This is a genomic window from Hoeflea sp. 108 (assembly GCF_000372965.1).
Taxonomy (GTDB): Bacteria; Pseudomonadota; Alphaproteobacteria; order Rhizobiales; family Rhizobiaceae; genus Aminobacter.
In genome coordinates this window covers 76,205-100,837 of the sequence record NZ_KB890026.1, presented here as the reverse complement: position 1 = coordinate 100,837, position 24,633 = coordinate 76,205, and the positions used below count along the sequence as shown (strand labels likewise).

23 protein-coding genes are annotated in these 24,633 nt (G+C 62.5%); 13 read left to right on the top strand and 10 right to left on the bottom strand.

All coding sequences use genetic code 11. The features are described 5' to 3' along the window. Positions 1-91 precede the first annotated feature (91 nt). The 10 genes from B015_RS0128460 to B015_RS0128415 all read left to right on the top strand — a co-directional run bounded on the left by B015_RS0128460 (position 92) and on the right by B015_RS0128415 (position 9,733). Positions 92-1,096 carry an ABC transporter substrate-binding protein gene (locus B015_RS0128460; protein WP_018431176.1) on the top strand — a complete coding sequence of 335 codons (1,005 nt, stop codon included), beginning with the start codon at positions 92-94 and terminating at the stop codon, positions 1,094-1,096. Beyond that, on the top strand, positions 1,096-1,899 hold the full coding sequence (locus B015_RS0128455; RefSeq protein ID WP_018431175.1) for an ABC transporter ATP-binding protein: 804 nt from the start codon (positions 1,096-1,098) through the stop codon (positions 1,897-1,899). The genes B015_RS0128460 and B015_RS0128455 overlap by 1 nt, the downstream gene beginning before the upstream one ends. Further along, positions 1,899-2,738 (top strand): ABC transporter permease, encoded by an 840-nt coding sequence (locus B015_RS0128450; protein WP_018431174.1) that lies wholly within the window; start codon positions 1,899-1,901, stop codon positions 2,736-2,738. The genes B015_RS0128455 and B015_RS0128450 overlap by 1 nt, the downstream gene beginning before the upstream one ends. A 41-nt stretch (positions 2,739-2,779) precedes the next feature. Then, positions 2,780-4,132: an FAD-dependent oxidoreductase gene (locus tag B015_RS0128445; RefSeq protein ID WP_018431173.1), complete on the top strand. Its 1,353-nt coding sequence runs from the start codon at positions 2,780-2,782 to the stop codon at positions 4,130-4,132. A gap of 20 nt (positions 4,133-4,152) precedes the next feature. Then, the gene (locus tag B015_RS0128440) at positions 4,153-5,346 is read left to right on the top strand and encodes a CoA transferase (RefSeq protein WP_018431172.1); all 1,194 of its coding nucleotides are present in this window, start codon (positions 4,153-4,155) and stop codon (positions 5,344-5,346) included. A 68-nt stretch (positions 5,347-5,414) separates the two neighbouring features. Next, positions 5,415-6,191 (top strand): enoyl-CoA hydratase-related protein, encoded by a 777-nt coding sequence (locus B015_RS0128435; protein WP_018431171.1) that lies wholly within the window; start codon positions 5,415-5,417, stop codon positions 6,189-6,191. Between the two features lie 7 nt (positions 6,192-6,198). Continuing rightward, positions 6,199-6,531: a ferredoxin family protein gene (locus tag B015_RS0128430; RefSeq protein ID WP_018431170.1), complete on the top strand. Its 333-nt coding sequence runs from the start codon at positions 6,199-6,201 to the stop codon at positions 6,529-6,531. Between the two features lie 12 nt (positions 6,532-6,543). Continuing rightward, entirely contained in the window at positions 6,544-8,001 is a 1,458-nt protein-coding gene (locus B015_RS0128425) for an aldehyde dehydrogenase family protein (protein ID WP_018431169.1), read from the top strand. Between the two features lie 9 nt (positions 8,002-8,010). Then, complete coding sequence (locus tag B015_RS0128420) at positions 8,011-8,946, top strand: dihydrodipicolinate synthase family protein (protein ID WP_040457418.1); 936 nt, start codon at positions 8,011-8,013, stop codon at positions 8,944-8,946. A gap of 1 nt (position 8,947) precedes the next feature. Further along, entirely contained in the window at positions 8,948-9,733 is a 786-nt protein-coding gene (locus tag B015_RS0128415) for an SDR family oxidoreductase (RefSeq protein WP_018431167.1), read from the top strand. Positions 9,734-10,054: 321 nt separating this feature from the next. Here the strand turns inward: B015_RS0128415 and B015_RS0128410 are convergent, their stop codons facing one another. The 9 genes from B015_RS0128410 to B015_RS0128370 all read right to left on the bottom strand — a co-directional run bounded on the left by B015_RS0128410 (position 10,055) and on the right by B015_RS0128370 (position 19,336). Then, positions 10,055-11,044 (bottom strand): Gfo/Idh/MocA family oxidoreductase, encoded by a 990-nt coding sequence (locus B015_RS0128410; protein ID WP_018431166.1) that lies wholly within the window; start codon positions 11,042-11,044, stop codon positions 10,055-10,057. Beyond that, positions 11,041-12,012: a Gfo/Idh/MocA family oxidoreductase gene (locus B015_RS0128405; protein WP_018431165.1), complete on the bottom strand. Its 972-nt coding sequence runs from the start codon at positions 12,010-12,012 to the stop codon at positions 11,041-11,043. The genes B015_RS0128410 and B015_RS0128405 overlap by 4 nt, the downstream gene beginning before the upstream one ends. A gap of 67 nt (positions 12,013-12,079) precedes the next feature. Beyond that, entirely contained in the window at positions 12,080-13,033 is a 954-nt protein-coding gene (locus B015_RS0128400) for an ABC transporter ATP-binding protein (RefSeq protein ID WP_018431164.1), read from the bottom strand. Beyond that, on the bottom strand, positions 13,030-14,046 hold the full coding sequence (locus B015_RS0128395) for an ABC transporter ATP-binding protein (RefSeq protein WP_018431163.1): 1,017 nt from the start codon (positions 14,044-14,046) through the stop codon (positions 13,030-13,032). The genes B015_RS0128400 and B015_RS0128395 overlap by 4 nt, the downstream gene beginning before the upstream one ends. Before the next feature lie 8 nt (positions 14,047-14,054). Beyond that, the gene (locus B015_RS0128390) at positions 14,055-14,972 is read right to left on the bottom strand and encodes a dihydrodipicolinate synthase family protein (RefSeq protein ID WP_018431162.1); all 918 of its coding nucleotides are present in this window, start codon (positions 14,970-14,972) and stop codon (positions 14,055-14,057) included. 21 nt (positions 14,973-14,993) lie between these two features. Further along, complete coding sequence (locus B015_RS0128385; RefSeq protein ID WP_018431161.1) at positions 14,994-15,866, bottom strand: ABC transporter permease; 873 nt, start codon at positions 15,864-15,866, stop codon at positions 14,994-14,996. 1 nt (position 15,867) lies between these two features. Next, positions 15,868-16,827, bottom strand: a complete 960-nt coding sequence (locus tag B015_RS0128380; protein ID WP_018431160.1) for an ABC transporter permease — start codon at positions 16,825-16,827, stop codon at positions 15,868-15,870. A 194-nt stretch (positions 16,828-17,021) separates the two neighbouring features. Further along, complete coding sequence (locus B015_RS0128375) at positions 17,022-18,608, bottom strand: ABC transporter substrate-binding protein (RefSeq protein WP_018431159.1); 1,587 nt, start codon at positions 18,606-18,608, stop codon at positions 17,022-17,024. Next, positions 18,605-19,336 (bottom strand): FadR/GntR family transcriptional regulator, encoded by a 732-nt coding sequence (locus B015_RS0128370; RefSeq protein WP_018431158.1) that lies wholly within the window; start codon positions 19,334-19,336, stop codon positions 18,605-18,607. Before B015_RS0128370 ends, B015_RS0128375 begins: the two co-directional genes overlap by 4 nt. A gap of 378 nt (positions 19,337-19,714) precedes the next feature. On the opposite strand from B015_RS0128370, the gene B015_RS0128365 reads away from it, so the two are divergent. From B015_RS0128365 to B015_RS31830, 3 genes are all read left to right on the top strand, one after another. Further along, a complete protein-coding gene (locus B015_RS0128365) occupies positions 19,715-20,881 on the top strand; it encodes an N-acetylneuraminate epimerase (RefSeq protein WP_026227844.1) in 1,167 nt (388 codons plus the stop codon). 207 nt (positions 20,882-21,088) lie between these two features. Next, complete coding sequence (locus tag B015_RS0128360) at positions 21,089-22,297, top strand: FAD-dependent oxidoreductase (RefSeq protein ID WP_018431155.1); 1,209 nt, start codon at positions 21,089-21,091, stop codon at positions 22,295-22,297. Between the two features lie 90 nt (positions 22,298-22,387). Continuing rightward, positions 22,388-22,753 (top strand): hypothetical protein, encoded by a 366-nt coding sequence (locus B015_RS31830; protein WP_157632950.1) that lies wholly within the window; start codon positions 22,388-22,390, stop codon positions 22,751-22,753. Here the strand turns inward: B015_RS31830 and B015_RS0128350 are convergent. Continuing rightward, entirely contained in the window at positions 22,707-24,584 is a 1,878-nt protein-coding gene (locus B015_RS0128350) for a trehalose-6-phosphate synthase (RefSeq protein ID WP_018431153.1), read from the bottom strand. The genes B015_RS31830 and B015_RS0128350 overlap by 47 nt on opposite strands. Positions 24,585-24,633 lie beyond the last annotated feature (49 nt).

Below are 24,633 nucleotides of genomic sequence, written 5' to 3'. Positions count from 1 at the left end.
CGTTCTCATCGGGAACAACGGTCACCATCAATCGATGAGTGAATGGAGGAAAGTAGTTATGCAGGAAAATCTCCGCATAAGCCGGCGGACCATGCTCAAAATCTCGGCCGCAGCGACGGTGGCGCTGGCAGCCCCCGCAATCGTGCCCCATCGCGCCAGGGCAGCGGGAACGCGCCAGGTCAATGTCCAGCTCGGATGGCTGGTCAACAGCCAGCATATCGGCGACGTTGTCGCTCGCGAACTCGGCTACCAGGAAGAAGAGGGCAATGTCGTAGAGATTTCAGCTGGCGGGCCCAACATCGATCCGGTGCCGCTTGTCGCCTCCGGCCAGTACGATATCGGCCAGCAATCCTCGAGCCCGCAGATCATGCTGGCCGCCTCCAAGGGCATTCCGATCCAGTGCTTTGCGGTGGCGCTGCAGATTCATCCCTTTGCGTATTTCTCCCTCAAGAGCGCGCCCATCAGCACGCCCCAGGACATGGTCGGAAAGCGCGTGGGCGTACAGCCCGCCGGCGGCGCGGTCCTTTTGAGCGCGTTGCTTCGCAAGAACGGCGTCGATGAATCCAAGGTCGAGGTGATCACCATCGGCTCCGATGCCAAGCCGCTTCTGTCAGGGCAGGTTGATGCGATCGCCGGCTGGCGTTCAAATGTCGGCCAGCGTGAACTCCTGGGCGACGACGCCATCGAATTGCCCTTGTGGGACAATGGCGTGCGCCTTCTGCCCTTGCCCTACTTCGCAGCCTCCGAGAAACTCAAATCCGATCACGAGGCCTTCGAAGCCTATGTGCGCGCAGCGGGGCGCGGCTGGAAATACGCCTTCGACAATCCGGAGAAGGCGGTCGAGATCCTGATCAAGGCCTATCCGAACCTCAAATACGAAAACGAGATCAAGGCCGTCGGCCTCCTGCGCCAGTTCGCCGTGAGCGAATTGTCGGCAAGCAACGGCTGGGGCGCGTTCGATCCGTCGATCTGGAGCGACCAGATCGCAATGTTCGACGACCTCAAGCAGTTCAGTTCCAACGCGCCGAAGGTCGAGGCCGTCATGACAACCGCCATCCTCGATGCCACGCAAGGCAAGCGTGCGAGGATTGCCTGATGTTGCATTCGGTCCCCGCAAGCGCGAGCTCGACGCCCGCCGCGGCTGCCTCGAAGCCGGCCGTGAAACTGAGCAATGTCAGCGTCAATTTCGGACCAGTGCTCGCCCTCGAAAATGTCAGCTTCGATGTTGCGGAGGGCGACTTCCTGACGCTGCTGGGGCCATCAGGATGTGGCAAGTCCACCTTGCTGCGCGTTGTCTCGGATCTGATCAGCCCCTCCCAGGGGGTGGTCGAGATCCTGGGCGGAACGGCGGAGGAGGCGCGCAAGCGTCGCGATATCGGTTTCGTCTTTCAGGACTCCGCTCTTTTGCCGTGGCGCACCGCGCTCGACAACGTGCGGCTGCCGCTTGAAATCGGCAATGCAGGTGCACAGGCCAATCGCCGCGATCCAATGGAGTTGCTCGAGCTCGTGGGGCTCGCCGACAGGTGCGATGCATTGCCGGGGCAGCTTTCCGGAGGCATGCGTCAAAGGGTTTCGATCGCAAGGGCGCTGGTGAACCAGCCGAAACTGCTTCTGATGGACGAGCCATTCGGCGCGCTAGACGAAATCACGCGCGATCACCTCAACGAGGCCCTCTTGCGCGTCTGGGAAACGACGGGCGTGACGATCATGTTCGTCACGCATTCCATCTACGAGGCAGCCTTTCTCAGCCAGAAGGTGCTGCTGCTGCAGGCCCGTCCGGGTCGGACCAAAGACACCATCGACATACCGCTGCCGCGGCCCCGCACTTCGGCAACCAAGGATCTGCCGGAATTCGTGGAAACCTCGATACGCCTGCGCAAAGCTCTGGAGTCCTGCTGATGCTCTCTTCCCCAGCCGATGCCGTCGCATCAGCCAACAGCATGACCCGTTCTGCCCTGACCATGCGGAGGCCGGGCTTCCTGGACCGCAACAAGGGGGTCGTCCTGCCGCTCCTGGTCTTTGCGGGCGCACTGCTTCTCTGGGAGTGGGCAGTGCGTTTCTTCGAGGTGAAAGCGTTCATCGCGCCTGCGCCTTCGACGGTCATGGGCACGCTCGTCTCGGAATTTCCGATGCTCATGCAGAACCTCGGCGTGACGGCCTTCGAGTCCATCGTGGGTTTTGTCATCGGCAACGTCTTTGCCTGTCTGATTGCGGTGGCATTTGTCTACCGCCGCTGGATCGACCAGGCCTTCTTTCCGCTGATCGTGGTCATCAACACCATTCCCCTGGTCGCCAAGGCGCCGATCCTGGTGCTCCTGCTCGGCAATGGCTTCGTGCCGAAGATCATCATCGTGGCGACGATCTGCTTCTTTCCGACACTGGTGAACATGACGCGCGGCCTGCGCGACGTGTCCGAGCAGCATCTCGAATTGATGAAGATCCTCTCTGCCTCCGAGCGCGAGGTCTTCGTTAAGCTGCGTTTCTATGGGGCGCTGCCTTACCTATTTTCCGCGCTCAAGATCACGGCCTCGAGCGCTGTGGTGGGCGCGATCATCGGCGAGTGGATCGGGGCCACGACCGGCATCGGCGCGCTCATCATCCAGGCAACCTACCAGTACGACTCCGCGATGCTCTATGCGACGATCATCGTGGCGTCTGCCTTCTCGGCGATCTTCTTCGGACTTGTCGCCTGGCTTGAAAAGCACATGCTGAAGTGGCGTTTCGACGGCACTAACTAGCTGATCTTATACACGAAAATCTGAATCTGGAGGAATATGCAATGTCCATTGCACGGGATCATATTGTCGAAAATCAGGGCCATGTCCGCGTCGTCGCACATGCCGACGTCGTGGTTGTCGGCGGTGGGCCGGCTGGCATTAGTGCCGCAGTAGCCGCCTCGCGAAACGGCGCCAAGGTCATCCTGCTCGAACGCTACCCTTACTTGGGCGGCCTGGCATCGGGCGGCATGGTGCTCGTCCTCGACGACATGTCCGACGGCAAGAACCAGACGGTTCGGGGCATCTGCTCCGAGATCATCGAGCGCATGGAGAAGATGGGTCTCTGCGTCGTTCCGCCGGTGGCCGAGCACGGCTCCAGCCCCGAGCTCTATCGCAAATGGGGCCGCTGGGGCGTCTACCACCTGCATTCCAAGAAGAAGCCGCCGGAGATCTGCCCGGCGGCCGCCTTCGACCCCGATGCCTTCAAGCGCGCCTCCAACGACATCGTTACGGATGCCGGCGTGCATCTGCGCACCCACTCGTGGTTTTCGAAGACCATCGTCGAGGACGGGCGTGCGGTCGGCGTCATCTGCGAAACCAAGGAAGGCCGCCAGGCCATCATGGGATCGATCATCATCGATGCCTCGGGCGATCTCGACGTCGCGGCCTCCGCGGGCAGCGCCTTCACCGCCGGCGCCTTCATTCTCACGACGGTGTTCCGCCTTGGCGGTATCGACACCGACGAGGCCGAACGCTTCGAACATGAAGCGCCCGAGGAATTCCAGAAGATCGATCGGGAGGTGAAGCGCATCCTCGGCGGCAGCTGGGAGAAGTGGTGGCTGAAGACGCCGTTGCCCGGCGTGATCTGGTGCAATTGTCCACATATGGCCGGCTTTGACGGCCTGAAGGTCGACGATATGACCAGGGCCGACATCGAAGGCCGTCGCCGCATGCATGACGCGATGGACTATGCCAAGGCCCATCTGCCCGGCTTCGCCAACGCCTATTTCATCGACGTGGCGCCACAGCTCGGCGTGCGCCAGACGCGCCTGCTGCAGGGCCAGTATGTGGTCACCAAGCAGGACGTGCTCGAGCGCCGGTATTTCAACGATACCGTCGCCCGCGGACGCGACTACTACTATCCCTATCGCTCGTTCCTGCCGAAGGACGTCAACAACCTGCTCGTCGCCGGGCGCCATTATTCGTCCTCGTCCGACGCACAGAAGATTTCCCGCGAGATCCCGCCTTGCATGGCCATGGGCGAGGCCGTCGGTGTGGCTGCAGCCGTCGCCCTGAACGCCGGCGTGGATGTGGCCGACGTCGACATCGCCAAGGTTCGCGCCCTGCTGCGCAGCCAGGGCGCCGACCCCGGTGACGCACCGACGGAGGCCCAGACCGCCGAGATGGCGCTTTGATCACAGCTGGAGGCAAGCACATGGACAAACAGAAAATGCCCCAGCCGTTGGAAGGCGTGCGCATCATCGACTTCACCCAGGTCATGTTCGGTCCCTGCGGCACGCTGGTGCTGGCGGATTATGGCGCCGACGTCATCAAGATCGAGAAGCCCGGCTTCGGCGACCTCATCAGGCATTCGTTCAAGGAGGATCCGGACGGTATCGAGAACGCTGTCTACCGTTCGGTCAATCGCAACAAACGCTCGATGGAGGTCGATGTCCGAAGTGAAGAAGGGCGCCAGATCATCTACGATCTGGTCAAGACCGCCGACATTGTCGTCGACAATTTCCGTGCAGGCGTGATCGAACGTCTCGGTTTCGGCTATGACGTCCTGTCCGAAATCAATCCGCGCATCATCTGCGCCTCGGGCACCGGTTTCGGCGCCACCGGCCCGCTCGCGTACAAGGGCGGGCAGGACATTCTGCTTCAGGCGCTGTCGGGCGTGATGGCGCGAAAGCCAAACGCCGATGCGCCACCGGCCATCTTTGCCACCGCCCTTTGCGACTACACCGCAGGCATGCATCTCGCCCAGGCGATCATGCTGGCGCTTCTCCAGCGCCAGAAGACGGGCCTTGGACAGAAGGTCGCGGTGGCCATGTTCGATTCCATGCTGGCGATGCAGATGCAGGAGGTAGCCGTCTGGTTCAAGGACGGTCGCGAGCTCAACTGGGGGGACCGCCCACTGAGCGGCGTCTTTCCAACGACCGACGGCGCCATCGTCATCGTCGGTGCCTTCAAGGAAAATCCGCTGCAGCTCATCTGCAGGGCGCTCGGCGTGGCCGACCTGTCGCAGGAGGCGAAATACGCCGACATCAACGGTCAGATCGCCCACAAGCCGGAACTGCAGCACCTGTTCCGCACGACCATAGCCACCAACACGACCGCCTATTGGCTCGGACGCTTCGACGAGCAGGATATTCTCTGCGCGCCTGTCCTGGATCTTGGCGCAGCGCTCGATCATCCACAGACTTCGGTCAACGCCAGGCTCGTGGCCACCCAGAACGGCGAACGCTATTTCGGCTCGCCTCTTGGAATGCAGGAGGGCGCGTTCCGTCTGCGTCACGACCCTCCGCGCCTTGGCGAACACACCCAGGAAATCCTGGCCGAGCTGGAAACGCGATCACGGCAGCCAGTTGATACGGCTGAAGAACTTCGCACGGCAAAGCGCGCCTAATGCGCGCCAACGCACAACGCAACAGCGCCCGCGGCCCTTGGCTTCGGGTTCGAAGGTGAAATGACAAGATGACAGTCCTCTACGAATTGAAGGACCATGTGGCGCGCGTCACCATCGACCGCCCCGAAGTGATGAATGCGGTCGACGCCGAAACCCAGGCCGCGCTGACCCATATCTGGAGCCGGATCGAGGCCGATCCGGACGTGCGTTGCGTGGTGCTCACCGGAAGCGGCGAACGCGCCTTCAGCGCCGGCGCCGACATGAAGAGCGGCTCGGAGAAGCGGGGGCTCGACTACTGGGCATCGATGCTCGGCGGAGGCTTCGGCGGTATCTCGACGCGCACCACGCTCAATGTTCCCGTCATTGCACGTGTTAACGGCCTGGCGCTCGGCGGCGGATTCGAGATGGTGCTCGGCTGCGATATCGTGATTGCCTCGAACACGGCGTCCTTCGGGCTTCCCGAGCCGCGCTTCGGGCGGCTGGCGCTCGCCGGCGGCATCACCCAGCTGTCGCAGCGCATACCCAGGGCGATCGCCATGGGTATGCTGTTGACCGGGGCGCGTATCGACGCAGCGGAGGCTCATCGCGTCGGCCTCGTCAACGAGATCGTCGAACCCGCACAGCTCGATGCCGCAGTCGACCGCTGGGTATCAGGCATTCTTGCCTGCGCCCCCTTGTCGCTCAAAGCGGTCAAGGAGATGGTCCGCGCGGTCGAGCAATATGGCGCGTACGACGCCAGTGGCATGCGCCTGCCAGCCCTGATGACGGCACTCGGCAGCAGCGACCAGCATGAAGGCGTCACGGCCTTCCGCGAGAAGCGCGCCCCTGTCTGGCAGGGCAGGTAGGTGGACGATGCCTTATGTGGTCACCACTGCCTGCATCGACGTCAAGGATGGCGCCTGCCAGGTGAGTTGTCCCGTTGACTGCATCTATGAGGGTGGGGCGATGATGTACATCCAGCCTGAGGAGTGCATCAACTGCGGGCTTTGCGTCTCGGTCTGTCCGGTCAAGGCGATCTTTGCCGAAGTCGACCTGCCTGACGATCTCAAGCCTTTCGAGGAGGTCAACGCCGCCTTCTTCGGCGATCAGGTCACCGGCTGGGGCTCACCAGGCGGTGTTTCGATGGCTCCCAAAAGCACGGCCGACCACCCATACGTTCTCAATCTGCGCAATCGCCTTTCATAGGAACGACGAACCATGAGCCTTTCCGGGTCACAGACGATCTACGGCAATTTAATCGACGGCGAATGGTCGACCGGCGGTGAACTGGCCGAAGACATCAATCCTTCCGACACGCGCGACGTCGTTGGCCGCAGCGCGCGGGCGAGCCGCCAGGATGCCGACCATGCGATCGCTTCCGCACGACAGGCCTTCGCCGGGTGGTCTCATTCGGGGCCTCAGCAGCGCCATGATCTGCTCAAGCAGATTGGCGACGAGATCCTTGCTCGCAAGGACGAGATCGGGCGTCTGCTTTCACGCGAGGAGGGAAAAACGCTCGCCGAGGGCGTCGGCGAGACGGCGCGGGCCGGACAGGTATTCCTGTTCTTCGCCCAGGAGGTGCTGCGCCTTGCCGGCGAAAAACTCGGCTCTGTTCGCCCAGCTATCGATATTGAGATCACGCGCGAACCGGTGGGTGTCATCGGCATCATCACGCCATGGAACTTCCCGATTGCCTTGCCGTCCTGGAAGATCGCCGCCGCACTTGCCTATGGCAATACAGTTGTCTGGAAGCCGGCCGATCTCGTGCCGGCTACGGCCAATGCGCTTGCGTCGATCATCAAACGCGCCGGCTGCCCGAAAGGCGTGTTTAATCTCGTCAACGGCCGCGGATCGGTGGTGGGGGAGGCGATACTCGCCAACCCCGATGTCGCAGCAGTCACCTTCACCGGATCGGTGCAGACTGGCTCGCGAGTCGCAGCTGCCTGTGTGTCTTCGTTCAAGAAGATGCAGCTTGAAATGGGCGGTAAGAACCCGCTTATCGTGCTCGACGACGCCGATCTCGAGGTTGCAGTCGAATGCGCCGCCAATGGCGCCTTCTTCTCCACGGGCCAGCGCTGCACCGCATCCTCCCGCCTGATCGTGACCGAAGCCATCCACGACCGGTTCGTCGCGGCGCTGGTCGCACGCATGAGATCGCTCTCGGTGGGTGACGCCCTGGATCCGGCAAGCCATATCGGTCCCGTCGTCGACGACAACCAGCTTCGACAGAACCTGGGATATGTCGATATCGGCCGCACCGACGGCGCCAAGCTGGCGGAGGGGGGGGAGCTCCTCGATGCCGGCAAACCCGGCCACTACATGCGCCCTGCGCTGTTTACGGAAGCGGATAATTCCATGCGGATCGCCCGCGAGGAGATATTCGGGCCGGTTGCGTGCGTGATCCGGGCAAGGGATTACGAGGAAGCGCTCGCGATCGCCAATGACACGGCGTTCGGGCTGTCGGCGGGCATCTGCACCACCAGTCTCAAGCATGCCAGCCATTTCCGGCGCAATGCGGAGGCAGGCATCGTCATGGTCAACCTGCCCACCGCCGGCATCGATTTCCACGTCCCGTTCGGGGGACGGAAAGGCTCGAGCTACGGCCCACGCGAACAAGGCCGCTACGCGGCCGAATTCTACACCACGGTGAAGACCGCCTACGTGATGGCCGGTTGAGGAGGGGACATGTCGGGTACTTTGAACGAACAGGCCAGAGGCGTGTTCGCCATCTGCGTCACGCCATTCACCGACCGCGAGGCGGTGGATCTCGACAGCACGCGCTCGATGGTCGATTTCTACATCGACAAGGGCTGCACCGGCCTTACATTGCTGGGCATCATGGGCGAGGCGCCCAAGCTGACGGCCGAGGAATCCCGGAGCTTTGTCAAAACGGCTATCGAGGCGACGATGGGCCGCGCACCTATTGTCGTCGGTGTCTCAAGCAGCGGGCTTGCCTCGCTCGCCGAGCTTGCCAACGACGTTATGTCTCTTGGCGCAGCCGGCGTCATGGTCGCCCCGCCAGGACATCTGCGTTCCGACGATCAGATCTTCAGCTATTACGAATCCGTCGCCGAGACGCTCGGGTCCTCCATACCATTCGTGCTGCAGGACTATCCGCTTGTGACCGGCGTGCAGATCCCTGTTCAGGTCATGACCCGTATCATCGAGGCCCTTCCCACCTGCGTCATGGTCAAGCACGAGGATTGGCCTGGTCTCAACAAGATCAGCGCTCTGCGCAAACGCGAGGCGGAGAACGGCCTGAGGCGGGTTTCGGTTCTGGTCGGCAATGGTGGCTTGTTCCTGCCGGACGAGATGACGCGTGGCGCCGACGGGGCAATGACAGGCTTTGCCTATCCGGAGATGATGGTAGATGTCGTCTCAGCACACGCCCGGGGCGATATCGCGCGAGCTCACGACATCTTCGATGCCTATCTGCCTCTGGCCCGCTACGAGCAGCAGCCCGGCATAGGCCTCGCCGTGCGTAAGCACGTCCTGGCGCAACGTGGCGCAATCACCTCTGCAACCATGCGCAAACCACGACAGCTGCTCAACGCGCTCGATATCAAGGACATCACCTTCCTGATCGGGCGGCAGACAAGTTATCTCGAAAGGATCGGCTGACATGGACCTCGGATTATCCGGCAAGCGCGCCCTTGTCCTTGGCGCGAGCCGCGGACTGGGCGCAGCCATCGCACGATCGCTCGCGATGGAAGGCGTGCGTGTTTATGCAGCGGCGCGCAATGTGGAGCGGATTGCCGAATGGACGGAGGCCCTGCCTCGGGGATTTGGAGCCTTGATCGAACCTGTTCATTTGGACCTTGCGGACATTGCCTCGGTGGATGCATTGGCGCAACGAATCCATGCCGCCGGCGGCGTCGACATCGTCGTCAACAACAGCGGGGGGCCGGCGCCCGCCAGCGCCGAGGAGGCGCCGCGCGCCGATTGGGTCGCCCAGTTCGAAGCGATGGCTGCGAACGTCATTCATCTCACCCAGGCGTTGTTACAGTCAATGAAGAAGCGCGAGTGGGGGCGTATCATCACGGTGGCGTCGTCCGGCGTTGCACAGCCCATTGCCAATCTGGCGATCTCCAACGGCGTACGGGCAGCGCTCGTCGGTTGGTCGAAAACCCTGGCCGGCGAGGTGGCGAAGCACGGCGTCACCGTGAACGTCGTTGCGCCGGGCAGGATTGCTACGGAGCGTGTCGCCTCCCTCGACGCCAACGCCGCCCAAAGGACCGGGGCAAGCGTCGACGAGGTGGCCCGCCAATCCGCGGCCAGCATTCCGGCCGGCAGATACGGGAGGCCGGATGAATTTGCCGATGTTGTCGCGTTTCTCGCCAGCGAAAAAGCGTCCTATGTGACAGGTTCGCTCATAAGGATAGATGGCGGAATGATACGGTCAATTTGACAGGCAACCCGTGCTGCATGCCCATGTTTGGCAAGGCAGCCGGTCGAGCAATAACTGTCTGCGACACGGCGAAAAGAACGAAACGCGCGCGAGAAGACGGGCGCCTCACGCGCGTATTCAGAAAAACGGAACCAGGGGAGGGGCTCCGGTCTCCCCGGCCGCGGCCAAGCATCAGTTTATCAGGTGTTGGGAACTCGGGTTCCTGCCCACCACACTGCTTGTTGCGCACAAGCCTCAGGCATTCGTGGCCGCGTCATGTGAGCTGGCCTATAAATGCCATTTGTCTGCCCCGTTTGGCCATCCTGCACTCTTTGCAGGATGCTACTCCACCACCACCATTTCCCGACGCTCGCGCGATGCCTTGAAGGCCGCTTCGATACAAGCGACGACATGCATGCCGTCCTCGGCGGTGACGGGCGGGTTGGTGCCATCGCGAACTGCAGAGAGAAAAGCCTGCCACTGACGGACGAGCGCACGACCTGCGACATCCTGTTCGATGGAGTTGTCGACCGGCTGCCATTTCAACCCTCGTCCAAGCGTCACGCCCTTGAAGAAGTCTACCGCCAGTACGCCACGGTCGAACACCAGCTCGTCGCCCGAGATGAAGGCACCATCGGCGTAGCCGATGCTGGCGACCTGGCCAGCGGCTTCCTCACCGAACCGAAGCAACAGCAGCGCCACGTCGTCTGCCTTTTGCTCGTGGAAAGACGTGGCCGTGATGGCGCTCACGTGGGAAGCACGGCGGCCGGCGAAGGCGAGCAGCCTGTCGAGCGCATGGATGCCAGCCGTGAACAGCATGCCGCCACCTGTTGCCGGATCGAGGTGCCAGTTGCGGCGGTTGCCCTCCATCCAGAGCTTGATCATGCGGCTCGAGCCGTAACGCATCTCTCCGAAACCGCCCTCGTCGATCAGCCGCCGCGCAGCGAGATACGGCAAGGTGAAGCGCATGGTGTGACCCGGCATTAGCACGACGTCGGCCGCCTTCGCCGCATCGATGATTTGCCGGCATTCGGCCACCGTTGGCGCCATCGGCTTTTCGATCATGATGTGCTTGCCGGCCGCAGCACAGGCGATGGCGACGTCGGTGTGCAGATGATGTGGCAGTGCCACCACTACGGCGTCCACGTCTGGATCGGCCAGCAGCTCGCGATAGTCGAGATAACCCTTGCCGCCGAAATCCGTCGTGAAGTCTGCAAGACCAGCCGCGTCGTTGCGGCACGAGGCGACGAGGCGCGCCCCCTTGATCTCATGCATGGCGCGGGCGTGTGCCGTACCGAAATGGCCAGCGCCGATGATGCCGATCCCGATCATGTCGAGGCTCCTTGTAGTGCGTAGCATTGGTCGATGATGGCCATGGCGCGCCTGCTGTCGGCGAGCGACACTGCCGGAGGCAGGCCTTCGGCAAGCCGTCGAAGCGTGTCGGTCATGACGTCGTCATAGCGGCGGGCCGTCGGCGTGACCGGCAGGTCCAGTTGCCGCTCATCATCGAGCGTCGCCAGCGTCAACCTGTCGCCGAAATCGCTGAGTGTGGCGTTCCTGGACGACACCCGCCATTCGAAGATGCCACGCTTCATCGAGGCGAAGGTATAGCCGGCTTCGATCAATCCCAACATGCCGTCTGCGGCGCGCAACACAACAGCAGCATAGTCCTCGACTTCGGTGTCGTGAATCGGTCTTCCGAAGGAGGCGCTGATGACCTCGATATTCTGCCCGCCTGAGAGCATCAGGAAGGCGTTTACCCCATGAATGCCGAGATTCCTCAGGGCTCCACCGCCGCCAATATTGGGCTCCAGCACCCATGAGACATCGTCATCGACGTAGCGCTGGGGCGGGCCGTTGATGAGGCGGAAATGCGAGTGCGAGATGGGCCCCAACCGGCCGCTCACGTCCAGGTCGTGCAACGCCGCCATCATGCCGATACCGTGCGGCAATGCCATGGCCGCGAACGTGCCTTTGCGCTCGGTAGCCTCGATCAGTACATCGGAGGCGGCGGCTGAAATACCGACAGGCTTTTCTACGAGCACTGGCAGCCCCGATTCGATCGCCGCGAGCCCCCGTTCAGCGATCTCGAAGGGCCGTCCCATGACCACTGCGAGATCGACGTTTTGGAGCGCCTTTTCTAGGCTCGAGGCAACGACGCCACCGAATTTACCGACGAAGCTCTCGGCTGCTCCAGGCGTTGGATCCCAGGCAGAAGCCGATACTGCGCCCGCCGCCAACGCCGCCTCCCCATGCATCGTCGCATGCCAGTGGCTGACGCCGAGGAACGCTATTTTCATGTCGGGTCCATTTGCTCGAAGGTACGTGGATGCAGTTCCTGGAAATCAGGGTCTGAGAATATGCCGTTCACAGGTCGTCGCGGATGCAGGCCTTGAAGTGTCCAGGCCTGACCTCGCGAAGTTCGGGGACGCTGCCGGCGCAGGCATCGACCGCACTGGGGCAACGGGTGCGGAAGACGCAGCCGCTGGGCGGATTGGCCGGGCTCGGGATATCGCCCTTGAGAATCTGGCGCTCTTTCCTGGTGTCGGGATCGGGCGAGGGAATCGCCGACATCAGCGCACGTGTGTAGGGATGCTCCGGCCGGGCGTAGAGATCCTCGCTGGTGGCGATCTCCATGATGCGGCCGAGATAGAGCACGATCACTCGGTCGCAGATGTATTCGACGACAGCGAGGTCGTGGGAGATGAACAGCATGGTCAGCCCGAGCTGCTGCTGCAGGTCGCGCAACAGGTTGACCACCTGCGCCTGGATTGACACGTCGAGCGCCGAGACGGGTTCGTCGGCGACGATGAATTCAGGCGCAAGCGTCAGCGCCCGGGCAATGCCGATGCGCTGACGTTGGCCGCCTGAGAACTCGTGGGCGTAGCGGTTGATGGCATCGGGCGGCAGTTCGACCTGCTCCAGCGCCTTGTTCGCCCGCTCCAGACGCTCTGCCTTGGTGCCGATGCCTTGGATATCGAGCCCCTCGGTCAGGATCTCGCCGATGGTCATGCGCGGCGACAGCGAGGCGTATGGGTCTTGGAAAATGTACTGCATGCGCGGCCGCCTGCGCCGCATCTCGCTATGCGACAGCCTGGTGATGTCGGTGCCGTCGAACGTCACCTCACCGGAAGTAGGATCGATCAGCCGAAGTACAGAGCGGCCGATCGTGGTCTTGCCGCTGCCGGACTCGCCGACCAGCCCGACCACCTCGCCCCTGGCGACGTCGAAAGAGATGTTTTCTAGGATCTTCAGCGTCGCACCGCGCGTCTGGTAGTGCTTTGCGAGGCCACGGACCGAAAGAAGCGGGGCTGGGGTCATCGGGCGATCTCCTGCCAGCGGATGCAACGGCTGCCGTGGCCGGCTGCGACGCTGGCGAGTTCGGGAATGGTGGTGCGGCATGCGTCGACGGCGAAGCTGCAGCGCGGCGCGAAGGCGCAGCCGGATGGCATGTTGGCGAGGCTCGGCACCATGCCGGGAATGGCATTAAGCTTTTCGCCGGCGCGTTTCATGGCGGTGGCAGCACCAAGCCGAGGCATCGAGTTGAGCAGGCCAATCGTGTAGGGGTGGCGCGGCTTGCGGAAGACCTCGGCCACCGGGCCGAATTCGACGATGCGGCCGGCATACATGACCGCGACGCGATGTGCGATCTCGGCAACGACGCCGAGATTGTGGGTGACGAACAGCATACCCATGCCGCGCTCGCGCTGCAGTCCCTGCATCAGCTCGAGGATCTGCGCCTGGATGGTGACGTCGAGCGCCGTCGTCGGCTCGTCGGCGATCAGCAGCGTCGGGTCGCAGGCGAGCGCCATGGCGATGGTGGCGCGCTGGCGCATGCCGCCAGACATTTCGTGCGGATACTGGCCGGCGCGGCGGCGCGCATCGGGGATCCCGACTTTGTCGAGCAGGGCGACGGCAGCTTCCAGCGCCTCGTGCTTGCCCGTGCCGCGATGGACGCGCAGCGATTCCGATATCTGGTCACCCACTGTGTAGACGGGATTGAGGCTGGTCATCGGCTCCTGGAACACCATGCCGATGTCGTTGCCGCGGATACGCCGCATCTCTTCTTCTGTAAGGATGGCAAGGTCGCGGACCTTGCCGTCCTTGCCACGGAACAGCATCTGGCCCGCGTCGATCGCGCCGATCTTGCGGGCGAGCAGCCGCATGACCGACAGGCTGGTGACCGACTTGCCCGAACCCGATTCCCCGACAAGCGCCACAGTCTCGCCCGGACGCACGACCAGGTCGATGCCGTTGACGGCAGCGATCTCCCGCCCACGTACCCGGAAAACGGTCCTCAGGCCCTTGATTTCGAGGATCGGTTCGGTGCTCATCGGCGACCTCAGTTGAGCAGGCCGACCGAGCGCAGGATCTCGTCGATCTTGCGCGCCTCGGTGTCGTTGAGCGGAGCGCGCGGGCGGGCCATGACGTTGGTCGAGATGACGCCCAGGCTGCGCATCGCTGTCTTGAAGCCGCCGACGCCTGATGCACCGCCGCTGACGCGACCGGCGGCGACCCAGACGATCTCGAACAGCCGGCAGAGCCGCTCTTGCTCCTTGCGCGCGGCGTCCCAGTCGCCTTTCTCGGCGTGGTTCCAGAGACGGACGTAGCCGGCTGGGTCGACATTGGCGAGGCCAGGAACGACGCCGTGGGCGCCCATCTGCAACGCGTTGTCGACGACAATTTCCGAACCGGTCATGAGGAACACGTCCTTGTTGCCGGCGAGATCGCTCAGCGCGTAGCGGAAGTTGCCATCGTCGCCGGAGGAGTCCTTGAGGCCGATGATCGTGCCTTCCTTGGCTAGCGTCACCACCGTCTGGCGGGCGAGCTTGGTGTTGACGCAGACCGGGATGTCGTAGGCGATCAGCGGAAGGTCGACGGCGTCGCGGATCATGCGGAAGTGGTCGAGCGTCTCGGTCTGGTTGGTGATGGTGTAAAAGGGTGCTGTGACGACGACGGCGTCGGCACCGACGTCCTTTGCGGTGCGGGCGTGGCGGATGACGCGGTCGGTTGTCGGGTCGATGACACCGGCGATCACGGGCACGCGGCCATTGGCGACCTTGACCGTGTGTTCGAGGATCTTGCGACGCTCGGCATCGTCATAAAACACCACTTCGCTTGTCGATCCGAGCGGGAACAGGCCGTGGCAGCCATTGTCGATGAGATATTCGAGGACCCGCGTATAGGAGGCGTAGTCGACGGAAAAATCGTCGTTGAGCGGGGTGACGACGGGAGGAACGACACCGAAGAACTTGGACATTTTTAGCTTCTCTTCCAGGGGTTAGTTGAGTTCGGCGCGGGGGTCGAAAGCATCTCTCAGACCGTCGCCGATGAAGTTGATGGCAAGCACGACAAGGACCAGCGCCCCGCCCGGGAACAGCCATTGCCAGGGGAATTGTTCGAGCACCGCCGTCGAGCGCGCGGCGTTCAGCATGTTGCCCCAGCTTGCGGCGGGTGGTGGCACGCCCAGGCCGAGGAAGGACAGGCCGGCCTCGAGCAGGATGGCGTTGGCGACCTGCAGCGTGGCGTAGACGACGAGGATGTCGATCGAATTGGGCAGGCCGTGGCGGAACAGCAGGTGGCCGAGGCCAGCACCCATGCCGCGCGAGGCCATGACGAACTCGCGTTCGCGCAGCTCCAGAAGCCGGGCGCGGATCATGCGCGACAGCACCGGCCAGGACAGCAGCGCGATGACCACGACGGTCGACCAGATGCCCGAACCGACGATCGAGGCGAGCACGAGCAGGAAGATGACCGGTGGCAGTGTCATTGCGAGGTCGACGGAGCGCATAGCAAGCGCATCGGCCCAGCGGCCGCCAAAGGCCGAGATGGCGCCGACTAGGAAACCGATCGCAGTCGACATGACGACCGAGGAGACCGCCACCAGCAGCGAGATGCGGCCGCCCTCGAGCGTGCGGGCCAATACATCGCGCCCGACGCCATCGCTGCCGAACCAATGCTTAAAGGACGGGGCGCCATTCATCGCCAGGAGGTCGATGTCGTTGGGCTTGTAAGGCAGCCACAGCGGATAGGTGAGCACGGCAACCAGCATGGGCAAGAGCAGTGCCACGCCGAAAAGTGCTGCCCGGTTCTGGGTGAAGCGGTTGTAGGCGCGGGCCATCGGGCCGGTCGAGGACAGGGTCAGCAAACTCATGTCAGGCCACCTCGATGCGCGGGTCGATGACGGCATAGGCAAGGTCGGTCAGGATGTTGACTGATATGACGCAGGCGCCGATGACCAGCGTCGCCCCCATGATGACGGGATAGTCGCGGGTCTCGACAGCGCTGATCAAAAGCAGGCCCATGCCCGGCCAGTTGAACACGCTCTCGATGAAGATCGCGCCGCCGACGGCGAGGCCGATCGTCGAGCCGATCAGCGTGACGACGGGCAGAAGCGCATTGCGCAGCGCATGTTTGGTCACCACCCAGAACTCCTTAACGCCCTTGGCGCGGGCGGTGCGGACATAGTCCTGGTTCAGCACCTCGAGCATCGAGGCGCGCATGTAGCGCATGATCAACGCGGCATGGCCGATGGACAGAACGCAGGCCGGCAGGATCAGGTGGTGCAGAAGGTCGCCGACCGAAAAATCGCTGGCCGGCGTCAGCATGCCGCCGGACGGCGCCCATTTCAGCCGGACCGAAAACAGGTACAGGCCGAGGAAGGCGGTCAGGAAGGCCGGGCTCGAAATGCCGAGCAGCGCCAGCACCGAAAAGGAGTAGTCGGACAAGGAGTTGCGGCGCACGGCGCTGACGATGCCGGACGCGATGCCTATGATGATCGCGATCGCCAGGCCCGCCCCCATCAACAGGAGCGTCGGGCCGATGCGCGAGACGATGAGGCCTGAAACGGTCTCGTTGAAGCGCTGCAGCGAGTGGCCGAGATTGCCCTGCACGGCCTGCGACAGCCAGGCGAGATATTGCACCGGCAGCGGCCGGTCGAGGCCGAGCTGGGCGCGAAGCGCGTCCATCGCCTCCTTCGACATGGCAACGTTGGGGTCGATATAGGCGTCAATCGGATCGCCCGGCGTCAGCTGCAGCAGCACGAAGATCAGCACTGTCAGTGCGAGCAGCATGCCGAGCCCGATCAACAGGCGATTGAGGCAATAGCGGAGCATTGGGGCTCTCTGTCGAACGGATAGCGAGGCCAGCGGCGGCAAGTATCCAGCAAGAAACGGGCATCCAGCAACAAACGGGCTCCAGCAAGAAGCCGGCTTCCCCGGGGAAACAAGCGTCCGGCAGGAAACAGGCGTCCGGAGAAAATTGGGGGACGACCACTGGGATGGCCGCCCCCCCCGAGGGAGGAGTTGGCCTATTCGGCGATCGACCACTTTTCCGGGTGGGCCTGGTAGGGGCCACCGGCAGGCGCCGGAGTCCAGACGAAGTCCTTGAGCTTGCTCGAGGCCACGCCGTAACGGTTGGCGACCCACATCGTGCCCCAGGGCAGGTTGGCGTTGGTCGCCTTGCAGACGTCCTGGTAGCGGGCGTCGCGCTTGGCGGCGTCCGTCTCGGCAAGGGCGGCGTCGAGCGCGCCGGTCACCTCGGGCATGCGGATGCGCATCAGATTGGCGCCGGCCGGCGGGATCTGCTTTTCGTTGAGGCCGATATTGATGTTCGAGGCATCAGGCCCGTTCTGCAGGCCGGCATAGATCAGCGGGAAGTCGCCTGCATTGCCCGACTGCTGGTAGACGACCGAATTGTAGGTCGGCGTGTCGACGGCGCGCGGCACGATGTTGATGCCGACCTGGGCGAGCATCGCCTGCATGGCGGCCAGCACGTTGGTGGCCAGCGGCGAGGTGTAATAGGTCAGGATGGTGATCGGCTTGTCGCCGTTGATCTTGTCCCAGCCGGCCTCGGCGAGCAGCTGCTTGGCCTTTTCGGGATCATAGGCGTAGGGGTCGATACCCTGGGGCACCAGCCGGTCGGCGACATAGACGCAGTTGGCCGGTTTTGCGGCGCCGCCATAGAGGCTCTGGATGATGGCGTCGCGGTTGATGGCATGCATGAAGGCCTGGCGGACCTTGAGGTCTTTCCACAAAGGCACTTCCTGGTTGAAGCCGACATAGTTGACGACATAGGAGTCGCCCTCGATGACGGTGAAGGCGTTGTCGCCGGTGAAGGTCGAAACGTCGTTGGAATCGACATAGGTGAACTGGATCTCGCCAGCGCGGAGCGCTGCGATGGCCGCCGCCGGATTGGCGAAATAGCGGTTGATCAGTTTTTCGGCCGCCGGCTTGCCGCCGTGGTAGTCGGGATTGGCGGCGAGCTCGACATACTGGTCGGCGACATATTTGGTAAACTTGAACGGTCCTGTGCCCAAAGGCGAGGTCGACCACCAGGCATTCTTGGCGATCTGTTCGGCCGGGATCGAAGCGAGCGCGTGCTCAGGCAGCATCATCAGCTTGGTCAGCGTGTCGAGCATGCTCGGCGTGGCCGTGCTTAGCTTGACGATCACGGTGCGGTCGTCGGGGGTCTCGACGGCGTCGATTGCTCCGAGGCGGGCGGCGAACACGGAGCCTGCCTTGTCGTTCTTGGCAAGCTCGATGGTGAACTTCACGTCCTTCGAGGTAAACGGCTTGCCGTCGTGCCATTTGGTGTCGACGAGCTTGAAGGTGTAGGCCTTCTGGTCGGCGCTGACCTCATAGCGTTCGGCCAGCGCGCCGATGACGTTGGCGAGCTTGTCGTCATAGATCACCAGTGGCTCGAAATAGGTGACGAGCCAGGTGAAGCCGCCGGTGGCGGCCAACGGGTTAAAGTTGCCCTGGAAGCCGCCGGGGCCGACATCGAAGCCGCCCGAGATGGTTGCCCCCTGGGCAAAGGCCGGCGCGGCCGTCGTGGCAGCACCTGCGAAGAGCGCCGCCGACAAGGCAAGCGCCGAGATCATCGTCCTGTAGTTCATGTACTCCTCCCGTTTGACTGATTTGTCTTGTTGTCGGCGATCACGCGATTGATGCCCGCATAATGGTTGTCGAGCCGGTCCCGGGCGGCGGCGAGGTCGCCGGCCTCGACCGCGTCGACGATTGCCGCGTGGTCGCGCCAAGTCTGGACAGGGTCGGCATTGTCGAGGTTGACGAAGTCGGAGGCCTTGTAGAAGGCCAGCCAGAACACCTCGATCAGGCGCGACAGCACCTCGTTGTCCTGGCAGCGGAACAACAGATAGTGGAAGTGGCGGTCCTCTTCGGGGAAGCTCTCGCCGCGTTCGGCCAGCGCCTTCATCTTGTCGAGCGTCTCGCGCAGCTCGGCGATGTCGTGCTTGCCGATCAGCGCCAGTGTCCTGTCGATGAGGCCGACCTCGAGCGTGCGGCGGATGGTGATGACCTCCTCGATCTGCTTCAGCGCGTCACCGAGCCCGTAGGCCAGGTTCTCGAGCAAAGGCTCGAATGAGAATGCCTTGACGAAGACGCCGATACCGCGCCGTGATTCCACCACACCGAGCGATTCCAGCGCCTTGATGCCCTCGCGCACCGAGTTGCGACTGACGCCGAGCTGGTTGGCGAGCTCGCCTTCCGGCGGCAGCGGCGCACCGGCCGCGAGGCCGTTGTCGTCGATATAGGCACGCAGGCTTTCCTGCACAGACACATGCAAAAGCGGCGCGCGCTTCAGGGGCTTGATCGATTTCAGGCTCATCTTCGTCTCCGGTTGCCTGTGGGCGTTCCGAAAAACAGCTATGAATGGAGTACCTACCCACTTGTAGGATATCTGTCAACGGGATATTAGAATGCCCACTTGTTGCTTATTTCCATCAGAGGGATAGCGCACATGCCTGGACGACCGAAGCGCATTCGCCGCCGCGTGCCGGCCATCGTGCTGTCGTCCACAGCTCTGCGAACCGGATGCCGTCTGACCGTTCGGCCTCATCGGGTCGAAAGCCGAGCTCGCCTGCAGCCGGCGACGGTGCGCTACTCATTTACCGAAGTCGGTGCGTTCGACGCCGACCGTGCCCTCTCGCGCGCTGCCTCGACCACCGTCACCCCTGCACGCAACACAATGGAGAGGAGTGCCTGCATGTCCCGAAACCCTATGTCGAAAGTCCTGGTCATGACCGCTGCCGCAATTTTCCTGTCCTCGGGGACGGCCATGGCCGCTGACGCCTGGCCGGACCTGCCCGTCGGCATCAAGAACGGCGTCGCCGTGCGCGTCGGCGATACGGCTTACGTCGGCCTCGGTTCTGCCGGCACCGACTTCTACGCGCTTGATCTCACCAATCCCGCCTCGGGCTGGGCCAAGCGCGCCGCTTTTGCCGGCCCGGCGACCAATGGCGCGGCTGCGGCCGTCTCGGGCGGCAGGGTTTTCATCTTCTCCGGCAACGGCAAGGCAAGTGCGGACGCAAAGTCGCCTGTCATCTTCGACACGGTCTATTCCTATGACACGACCGCCGACGTCTGGGCCAAGGTCGAAACGGTAACGCCGGTCGGCCTGTCGGGCGCCAGGGCGCTGTCGCTGAAGGACGGCCGCATCGCCATCGTTGGCGGCTACAACAAGGAATTGTTCGACAGATATCTCGCCGACGTCGCCGCCACCGACAAGGACAAAAACCCGGAAGGTTACAAGAAGCTGGTCGACGGCTACATGGGAATGAAGCCCACGGACTATCGCTGGAACGCCAAGGTGCTGTCCTACGATCCCGGGGCGAACAGCTGGAGCAGCCTTGGCGACAACCCGTTCCTGCCCAACTGCGACCCCGCCGTGGTGGCGCTAGGCGGCGATGCCTTCACCGTCATCAGCGGCGAGATCAAGCCCGGCTTGCGTACGCCCGAGGTCAAGCAGGTCAAGGTCGATGGCCATTCTGCCTCATGGCAGAAGCTGGCCGACCTACCCAGGCCAGTTGCCAACAGCCGCCAGGAAGGCGTTGCTGGCGCTTTCGCTGGCAAGGCCGACGGTATCGTTCTCATCGCCGGCGGCGGCAATTTTGTCGGCGCCCAGGCAAACGCCGATGCGGGCAAGTGGTTCGCCCATGAAGGGCTCAAGAAGGGCTGGCGCGACGAGATCTACGCCTTCGACGGCAAGGCTTGGCAGGAGGTCGGCAAGCTGCCGACGGGGCTCGGCTATGGCGCTTCGTTCTCGGTACCCGGAGGCATGCTCGTTGTCGGCGGCGAAGACAGTGAAGCCAGGGCGCGTAACGAGGTGTTCCTCATAAAATGGGACGGCAGGGCGCTCTCGATCGAGAACTGACCATAGTTCTGGAGCGCGCAAAATGGCGGCTCGCCTCGCTGTTGCAGTTGCAGCAGTCGCGACTCGAACCGCTCGCCGACTCCAGATGAACTAGCATCTGCGCGCCGCCAGCAGCGCGGGTAATGATCCTTGCAGCCAAGGACGGGGGAACAATGACGGTATGGAGGCGTTGCCTACAACCAGCCGTGTTTGTCGGGGGCATCGCATTTGGCGCGCCAATTGGATCTAAGGACGGGACGCTCGGTCTGGTCGGCCTATCGCCTACCTGCCATTTCCACTGACCAACTGAACAGCGACATCAGGGTCGATGTAGTGATCGTCGGCATGGGCATCAGTGGAGCAATGGCGGCTGATGCGCTGACTGACAGCGGCTTGGCAGTTGCGTGCATTGATCGCCGCGGTCCGATCGCCGGATCTACGGCTGCGACGACGGCACTTGTAATGTACGAGATCGACCAGCCGCTGACACTATTGGCACGTCGCATAGGCCGAGACAACGCGCAGCGCGCCTGGATTAGGTCAAGGTCTGCATTGATGAACCTGCAGGCGAGGATCAAGGAACTCAGCCTGGATTGTCGGCTGCAGTTTCGACAATCCCTTTATCTCGCTGGAGACATTCTGTCTCCAGATGACCTTCGAGAGGAGGTGGCCGCCCGTTGCCATTGCGGCGTGCACTCGACCTACCTGTCGATGGCTGACCTTCACGAGCAGTTTGGGCTTGTTAGAAAGGGAGCGATCTTAAGCCATGAAGCCCTGACGCTTGACCCTCGCAAACTAACTGCTGGTCTGCTGAACCGGGCGCATGGACGCGGCGCAAGACTTTACAGTCCGGTCGAAGCTGTCGGAATCGTATCGAATGGTGGCGAGGTGGTCGTCTCAACTAAAGCTGGCCCGACGATAGCTGCATCCCATGCCGTGGTCGCGACTGGCTACGAACTTATGAAGGGGATTCAAGGGCCGGCTGGTCACCGGATCATCTCAACATGGGCGATAGCCACTTCTCGGCAGAAGCGCTCTATCTGGCCAAACGAAGTCATGATCTGGGAAGCCTCGGATCCATATCTCTACCTGCGTGCTCTTCCGGACGGGAGAGTCATCTGCGGCGGTGAGGATGAGGACTTCACCGACGAGAAAAGGAGGGATTCCCTGATTGCTGCGAAATCTCGCAATCTGTCGCGGAAATTGAAGCGACTCTTGCCGCAACTCGATGCAACGCCAGAGTTCGCTTGGACGGGTTCGTTCGGGACGACCGAGACTGGCCTGCCGTACATCGGAGCAGTGCCACGTCGACCAAGAGTATTCGCGATCATGGGATACGGAGGGAACGGGATCACATACTCTCGTCTTGCCGCCGAGATCGTCTGTTCGTCCATCATAGGGCGCGAGGATCGAGATGCCGATCTTTTTGCCTTGTAATGATTGTTGGAACCATCTGCTCTGCGATGGGTTCGAGACAGACACCCTTTGAGAGCCCGTGAGAGGACCGGGCGTGTAGAGGAGGCCAGTATGATGAAGGTCTTGCTTCCATTCTTCCTGGCTGCAGGCATGTTCTGTGGCTTGGCCATCGCTCAGGAAACACTTCCGCAGACAATTCCGCCGGACCTTGCATCTCCGCAGCTTGACCCGGACGAGGTGTACAGCGACGTGATCGTCATCCCATTCGAGACGTTGAATCCGCCCGCCAAACAGGAGGTGGAGACGATCGTCAATGAAACTGCCGCCGGCGATCTGAAGAAGATGCAGGGTATCATCGGGGAAACGAGGCAAGCAGTCATAACGCTTGCGTCCATCGGGCTTGATCCAAGCCAGGTGGTTGCTGCCGGCGTTACCGAGGACGGGGTGTTGACCCTTGTGGTCCAGCAGATGGCTTAGAGGCACCTCGCCGCGCCGCTGATGCCCTTGGGTAGTTCCGCCGCTCCAATGTCTGGCGCAAGCTCTTGGGTTTGCGGAAAAGCCTTTGCAGGAGCGCCGGGGTCAGCTTGTTGGAGGGCGTGGCGGTCATGCTTCCCCCGTCGGCATCCATAGCGCGTTGACGCAGACGCAGTCGGGCTGCGTCCTGAAGCATGGTGCCAGCCCAGCGATAGACGTTATTGGTGCGGACGACATCGCGCAGGCGGATCATTCGGTCGCGCTGTTCGTCCGCAGACATGGTGATGGCCCGCAGCATCGCGTCGCCCATCGCCGTGGGATCGAATGGATTGACGATCAGGGCATCGAGCAACTCGCGCGATGCGCCGGCGAACGTGCTGAGGATCAGCACACCTTGCTCATCATCCCGCGAGGCGACGAATTCCTTGGCTACAAGGTTCATCCCGTCATGGAGGCTGCTGACGACGCACGCGTCAGCAGCGCGATAGGCACTGTAGATGTCGCCCTGGTTGTGGTGTTGGTCGAGCAGCAGGATCGGCTGGTATTGCTGGTGCCCGAACCGTTCGTTGAACGCCTCGACAAAGGCACGGCACTCGTCGTGCAAGTGCTTGTAGGCAGGCAGGGTCCCCCGGCTCGGAGCTGCAATCTGGACGAAAACCAGTTTGCCAAGCCATTCCGGGTGCCGAAGGAATAGCTGCTCCAGTGCTAGGAATCGGTCGATGATGCCCTTGGTGTAATCCAGTCGCTCCACACCGACCAGCAGCCTCGTGCCTGCCGGAAGATTGAAGCGATCAGTTAGCCTGTCGCGGCAATCCTGAACTGACGGCTGGTTTTCAAGGACTGTGGGAGGCCACTCGATCGAGATTGGATAGGGGTGAACCAGCGTCGTCTGAGCGCCATACGATATCGATGAATGCTCGCGTTCAATGCGGCTTTCCAGGAAGCGATCGACGCTCTCGGTGAAGTTGTTGCAGTGGAATTGGATATGGAACCCGACGACCGAGCTGCCGAGCAGTCCGTCGAGGATCTGTTCGCGCCAGGGACAGATGCTGAACACTTCCGAATTCGGCCAAGGGATGTGCCAGAAGGTGATGATGGTGGCATCGGGAAGTTTCTCGCGCACCATCCGGGGCAAGAGCGCGAAGTGATAATCCTGAACCAGAACGACGGGGTCAGAGGTACGTGCTTCCTTGACGACGCGATCTGCGAACTTCTGGTTCACTGCCTTGTATGCCTCCCAGTCGCTTGCCCGGAACACCGGTCGGGTAAAAGCAATGTGGCAGAGCGGCCAAAGTCCATCGTTGGCGAAACCCAGATAATAGCCATTCTGTTCTTCCTCGCTGAGCCAGACACGGCTGAGAGTGTAGGCAGGTCTCCCTGGAGGAACGTCGATGCGGTCATGCTCGTCGACGACCAGATGATCAGCACTGCCGCCACCGTGGGCGATCCAGGTGCCAGCACAGGCCCGCATGACAGGCTCCAGGGCAGACACCAGCCCACTGGCCGGAACCAGCATCTCGACCTCACCATCCCTAAGGTCGTGAATGTAGGGTTCCCTGTTCGAGACGAGGATGATCTCTGCCTCCGGTAGGTCGCGGGCGATTACCTGCCGCATCATCTGGGGCGACCAGGTGATGTGCGGGGTCTCGGACGGACGACTGTTCTGCTCAAACTCCGGAAGCAGTTGGGCGTTGGCGGGTTGTTCCGGCGGCGGCACATGCTTTGATGCCGGCCCGCGACGCATGGCTGAAATGGAAAACCACAAGGCAACCGCCGACACCAGGAGCGTCACGGCGGCAAGTCCGGCCAGGGTCAAGAATGCTGTGTCGGTCATGCCCGCTGGCCCTCAGTGGATGAAAGGAAGATCGGGCCGACCATGTGCC

Bases quoted from the DNA above. Each gene is read 5' to 3' on its own strand.
- B015_RS0128395 (WP_018431163.1), bottom strand. From the start codon at position 14,046: ATGAGCACCGAACCGATCCTCGAAATCAAGGGCCTGAGGACCGTTTTC.
- B015_RS0128365 (WP_026227844.1), top strand. From the start codon at position 19,715: ATGTCCCGAAACCCTATGTCGAAAGTCCTGGTCATGACCGCTGCCGCA.
- B015_RS0128420 (WP_040457418.1), top strand. From the start codon at position 8,011: ATGTCGGGTACTTTGAACGAACAGGCCAGAGGCGTGTTCGCCATCTGC.
- B015_RS0128450 (WP_018431174.1), top strand. From the start codon at position 1,899: ATGCTCTCTTCCCCAGCCGATGCCGTCGCATCAGCCAACAGCATGACC.
- B015_RS0128425 (WP_018431169.1), top strand. From the start codon at position 6,544: ATGAGCCTTTCCGGGTCACAGACGATCTACGGCAATTTAATCGACGGC.
- B015_RS0128440 (WP_018431172.1), top strand. From the start codon at position 4,153: ATGGACAAACAGAAAATGCCCCAGCCGTTGGAAGGCGTGCGCATCATC.
- B015_RS0128390 (WP_018431162.1), bottom strand. From the start codon at position 14,972: ATGTCCAAGTTCTTCGGTGTCGTTCCTCCCGTCGTCACCCCGCTCAAC.
- B015_RS0128405 (WP_018431165.1), bottom strand. From the start codon at position 12,012: ATGAAAATAGCGTTCCTCGGCGTCAGCCACTGGCATGCGACGATGCAT.
- B015_RS0128410 (WP_018431166.1), bottom strand. From the start codon at position 11,044: ATGATCGGGATCGGCATCATCGGCGCTGGCCATTTCGGTACGGCACAC.
- B015_RS31830 (WP_157632950.1), top strand. From the start codon at position 22,388: ATGATGAAGGTCTTGCTTCCATTCTTCCTGGCTGCAGGCATGTTCTGT.
- B015_RS0128380 (WP_018431160.1), bottom strand. From the start codon at position 16,827: ATGCTCCGCTATTGCCTCAATCGCCTGTTGATCGGGCTCGGCATGCTG.
- B015_RS0128445 (WP_018431173.1), top strand. From the start codon at position 2,780: ATGTCCATTGCACGGGATCATATTGTCGAAAATCAGGGCCATGTCCGC.
- B015_RS0128350 (WP_018431153.1), bottom strand. From the start codon at position 24,584: ATGACCGACACAGCATTCTTGACCCTGGCCGGACTTGCCGCCGTGACG.
- B015_RS0128455 (WP_018431175.1), top strand. From the start codon at position 1,096: ATGTTGCATTCGGTCCCCGCAAGCGCGAGCTCGACGCCCGCCGCGGCT.
- B015_RS0128415 (WP_018431167.1), top strand. From the start codon at position 8,948: ATGGACCTCGGATTATCCGGCAAGCGCGCCCTTGTCCTTGGCGCGAGC.
- B015_RS0128375 (WP_018431159.1), bottom strand. From the start codon at position 18,608: ATGAACTACAGGACGATGATCTCGGCGCTTGCCTTGTCGGCGGCGCTC.
- B015_RS0128435 (WP_018431171.1), top strand. From the start codon at position 5,415: ATGACAGTCCTCTACGAATTGAAGGACCATGTGGCGCGCGTCACCATC.
- B015_RS0128370 (WP_018431158.1), bottom strand. From the start codon at position 19,336: ATGAGCCTGAAATCGATCAAGCCCCTGAAGCGCGCGCCGCTTTTGCAT.
- B015_RS0128460 (WP_018431176.1), top strand. From the start codon at position 92: ATGCTCAAAATCTCGGCCGCAGCGACGGTGGCGCTGGCAGCCCCCGCA.
- B015_RS0128400 (WP_018431164.1), bottom strand. From the start codon at position 13,033: ATGACCCCAGCCCCGCTTCTTTCGGTCCGTGGCCTCGCAAAGCACTAC.
- B015_RS0128430 (WP_018431170.1), top strand. From the start codon at position 6,199: ATGCCTTATGTGGTCACCACTGCCTGCATCGACGTCAAGGATGGCGCC.
- B015_RS0128385 (WP_018431161.1), bottom strand. From the start codon at position 15,866: ATGAGTTTGCTGACCCTGTCCTCGACCGGCCCGATGGCCCGCGCCTAC.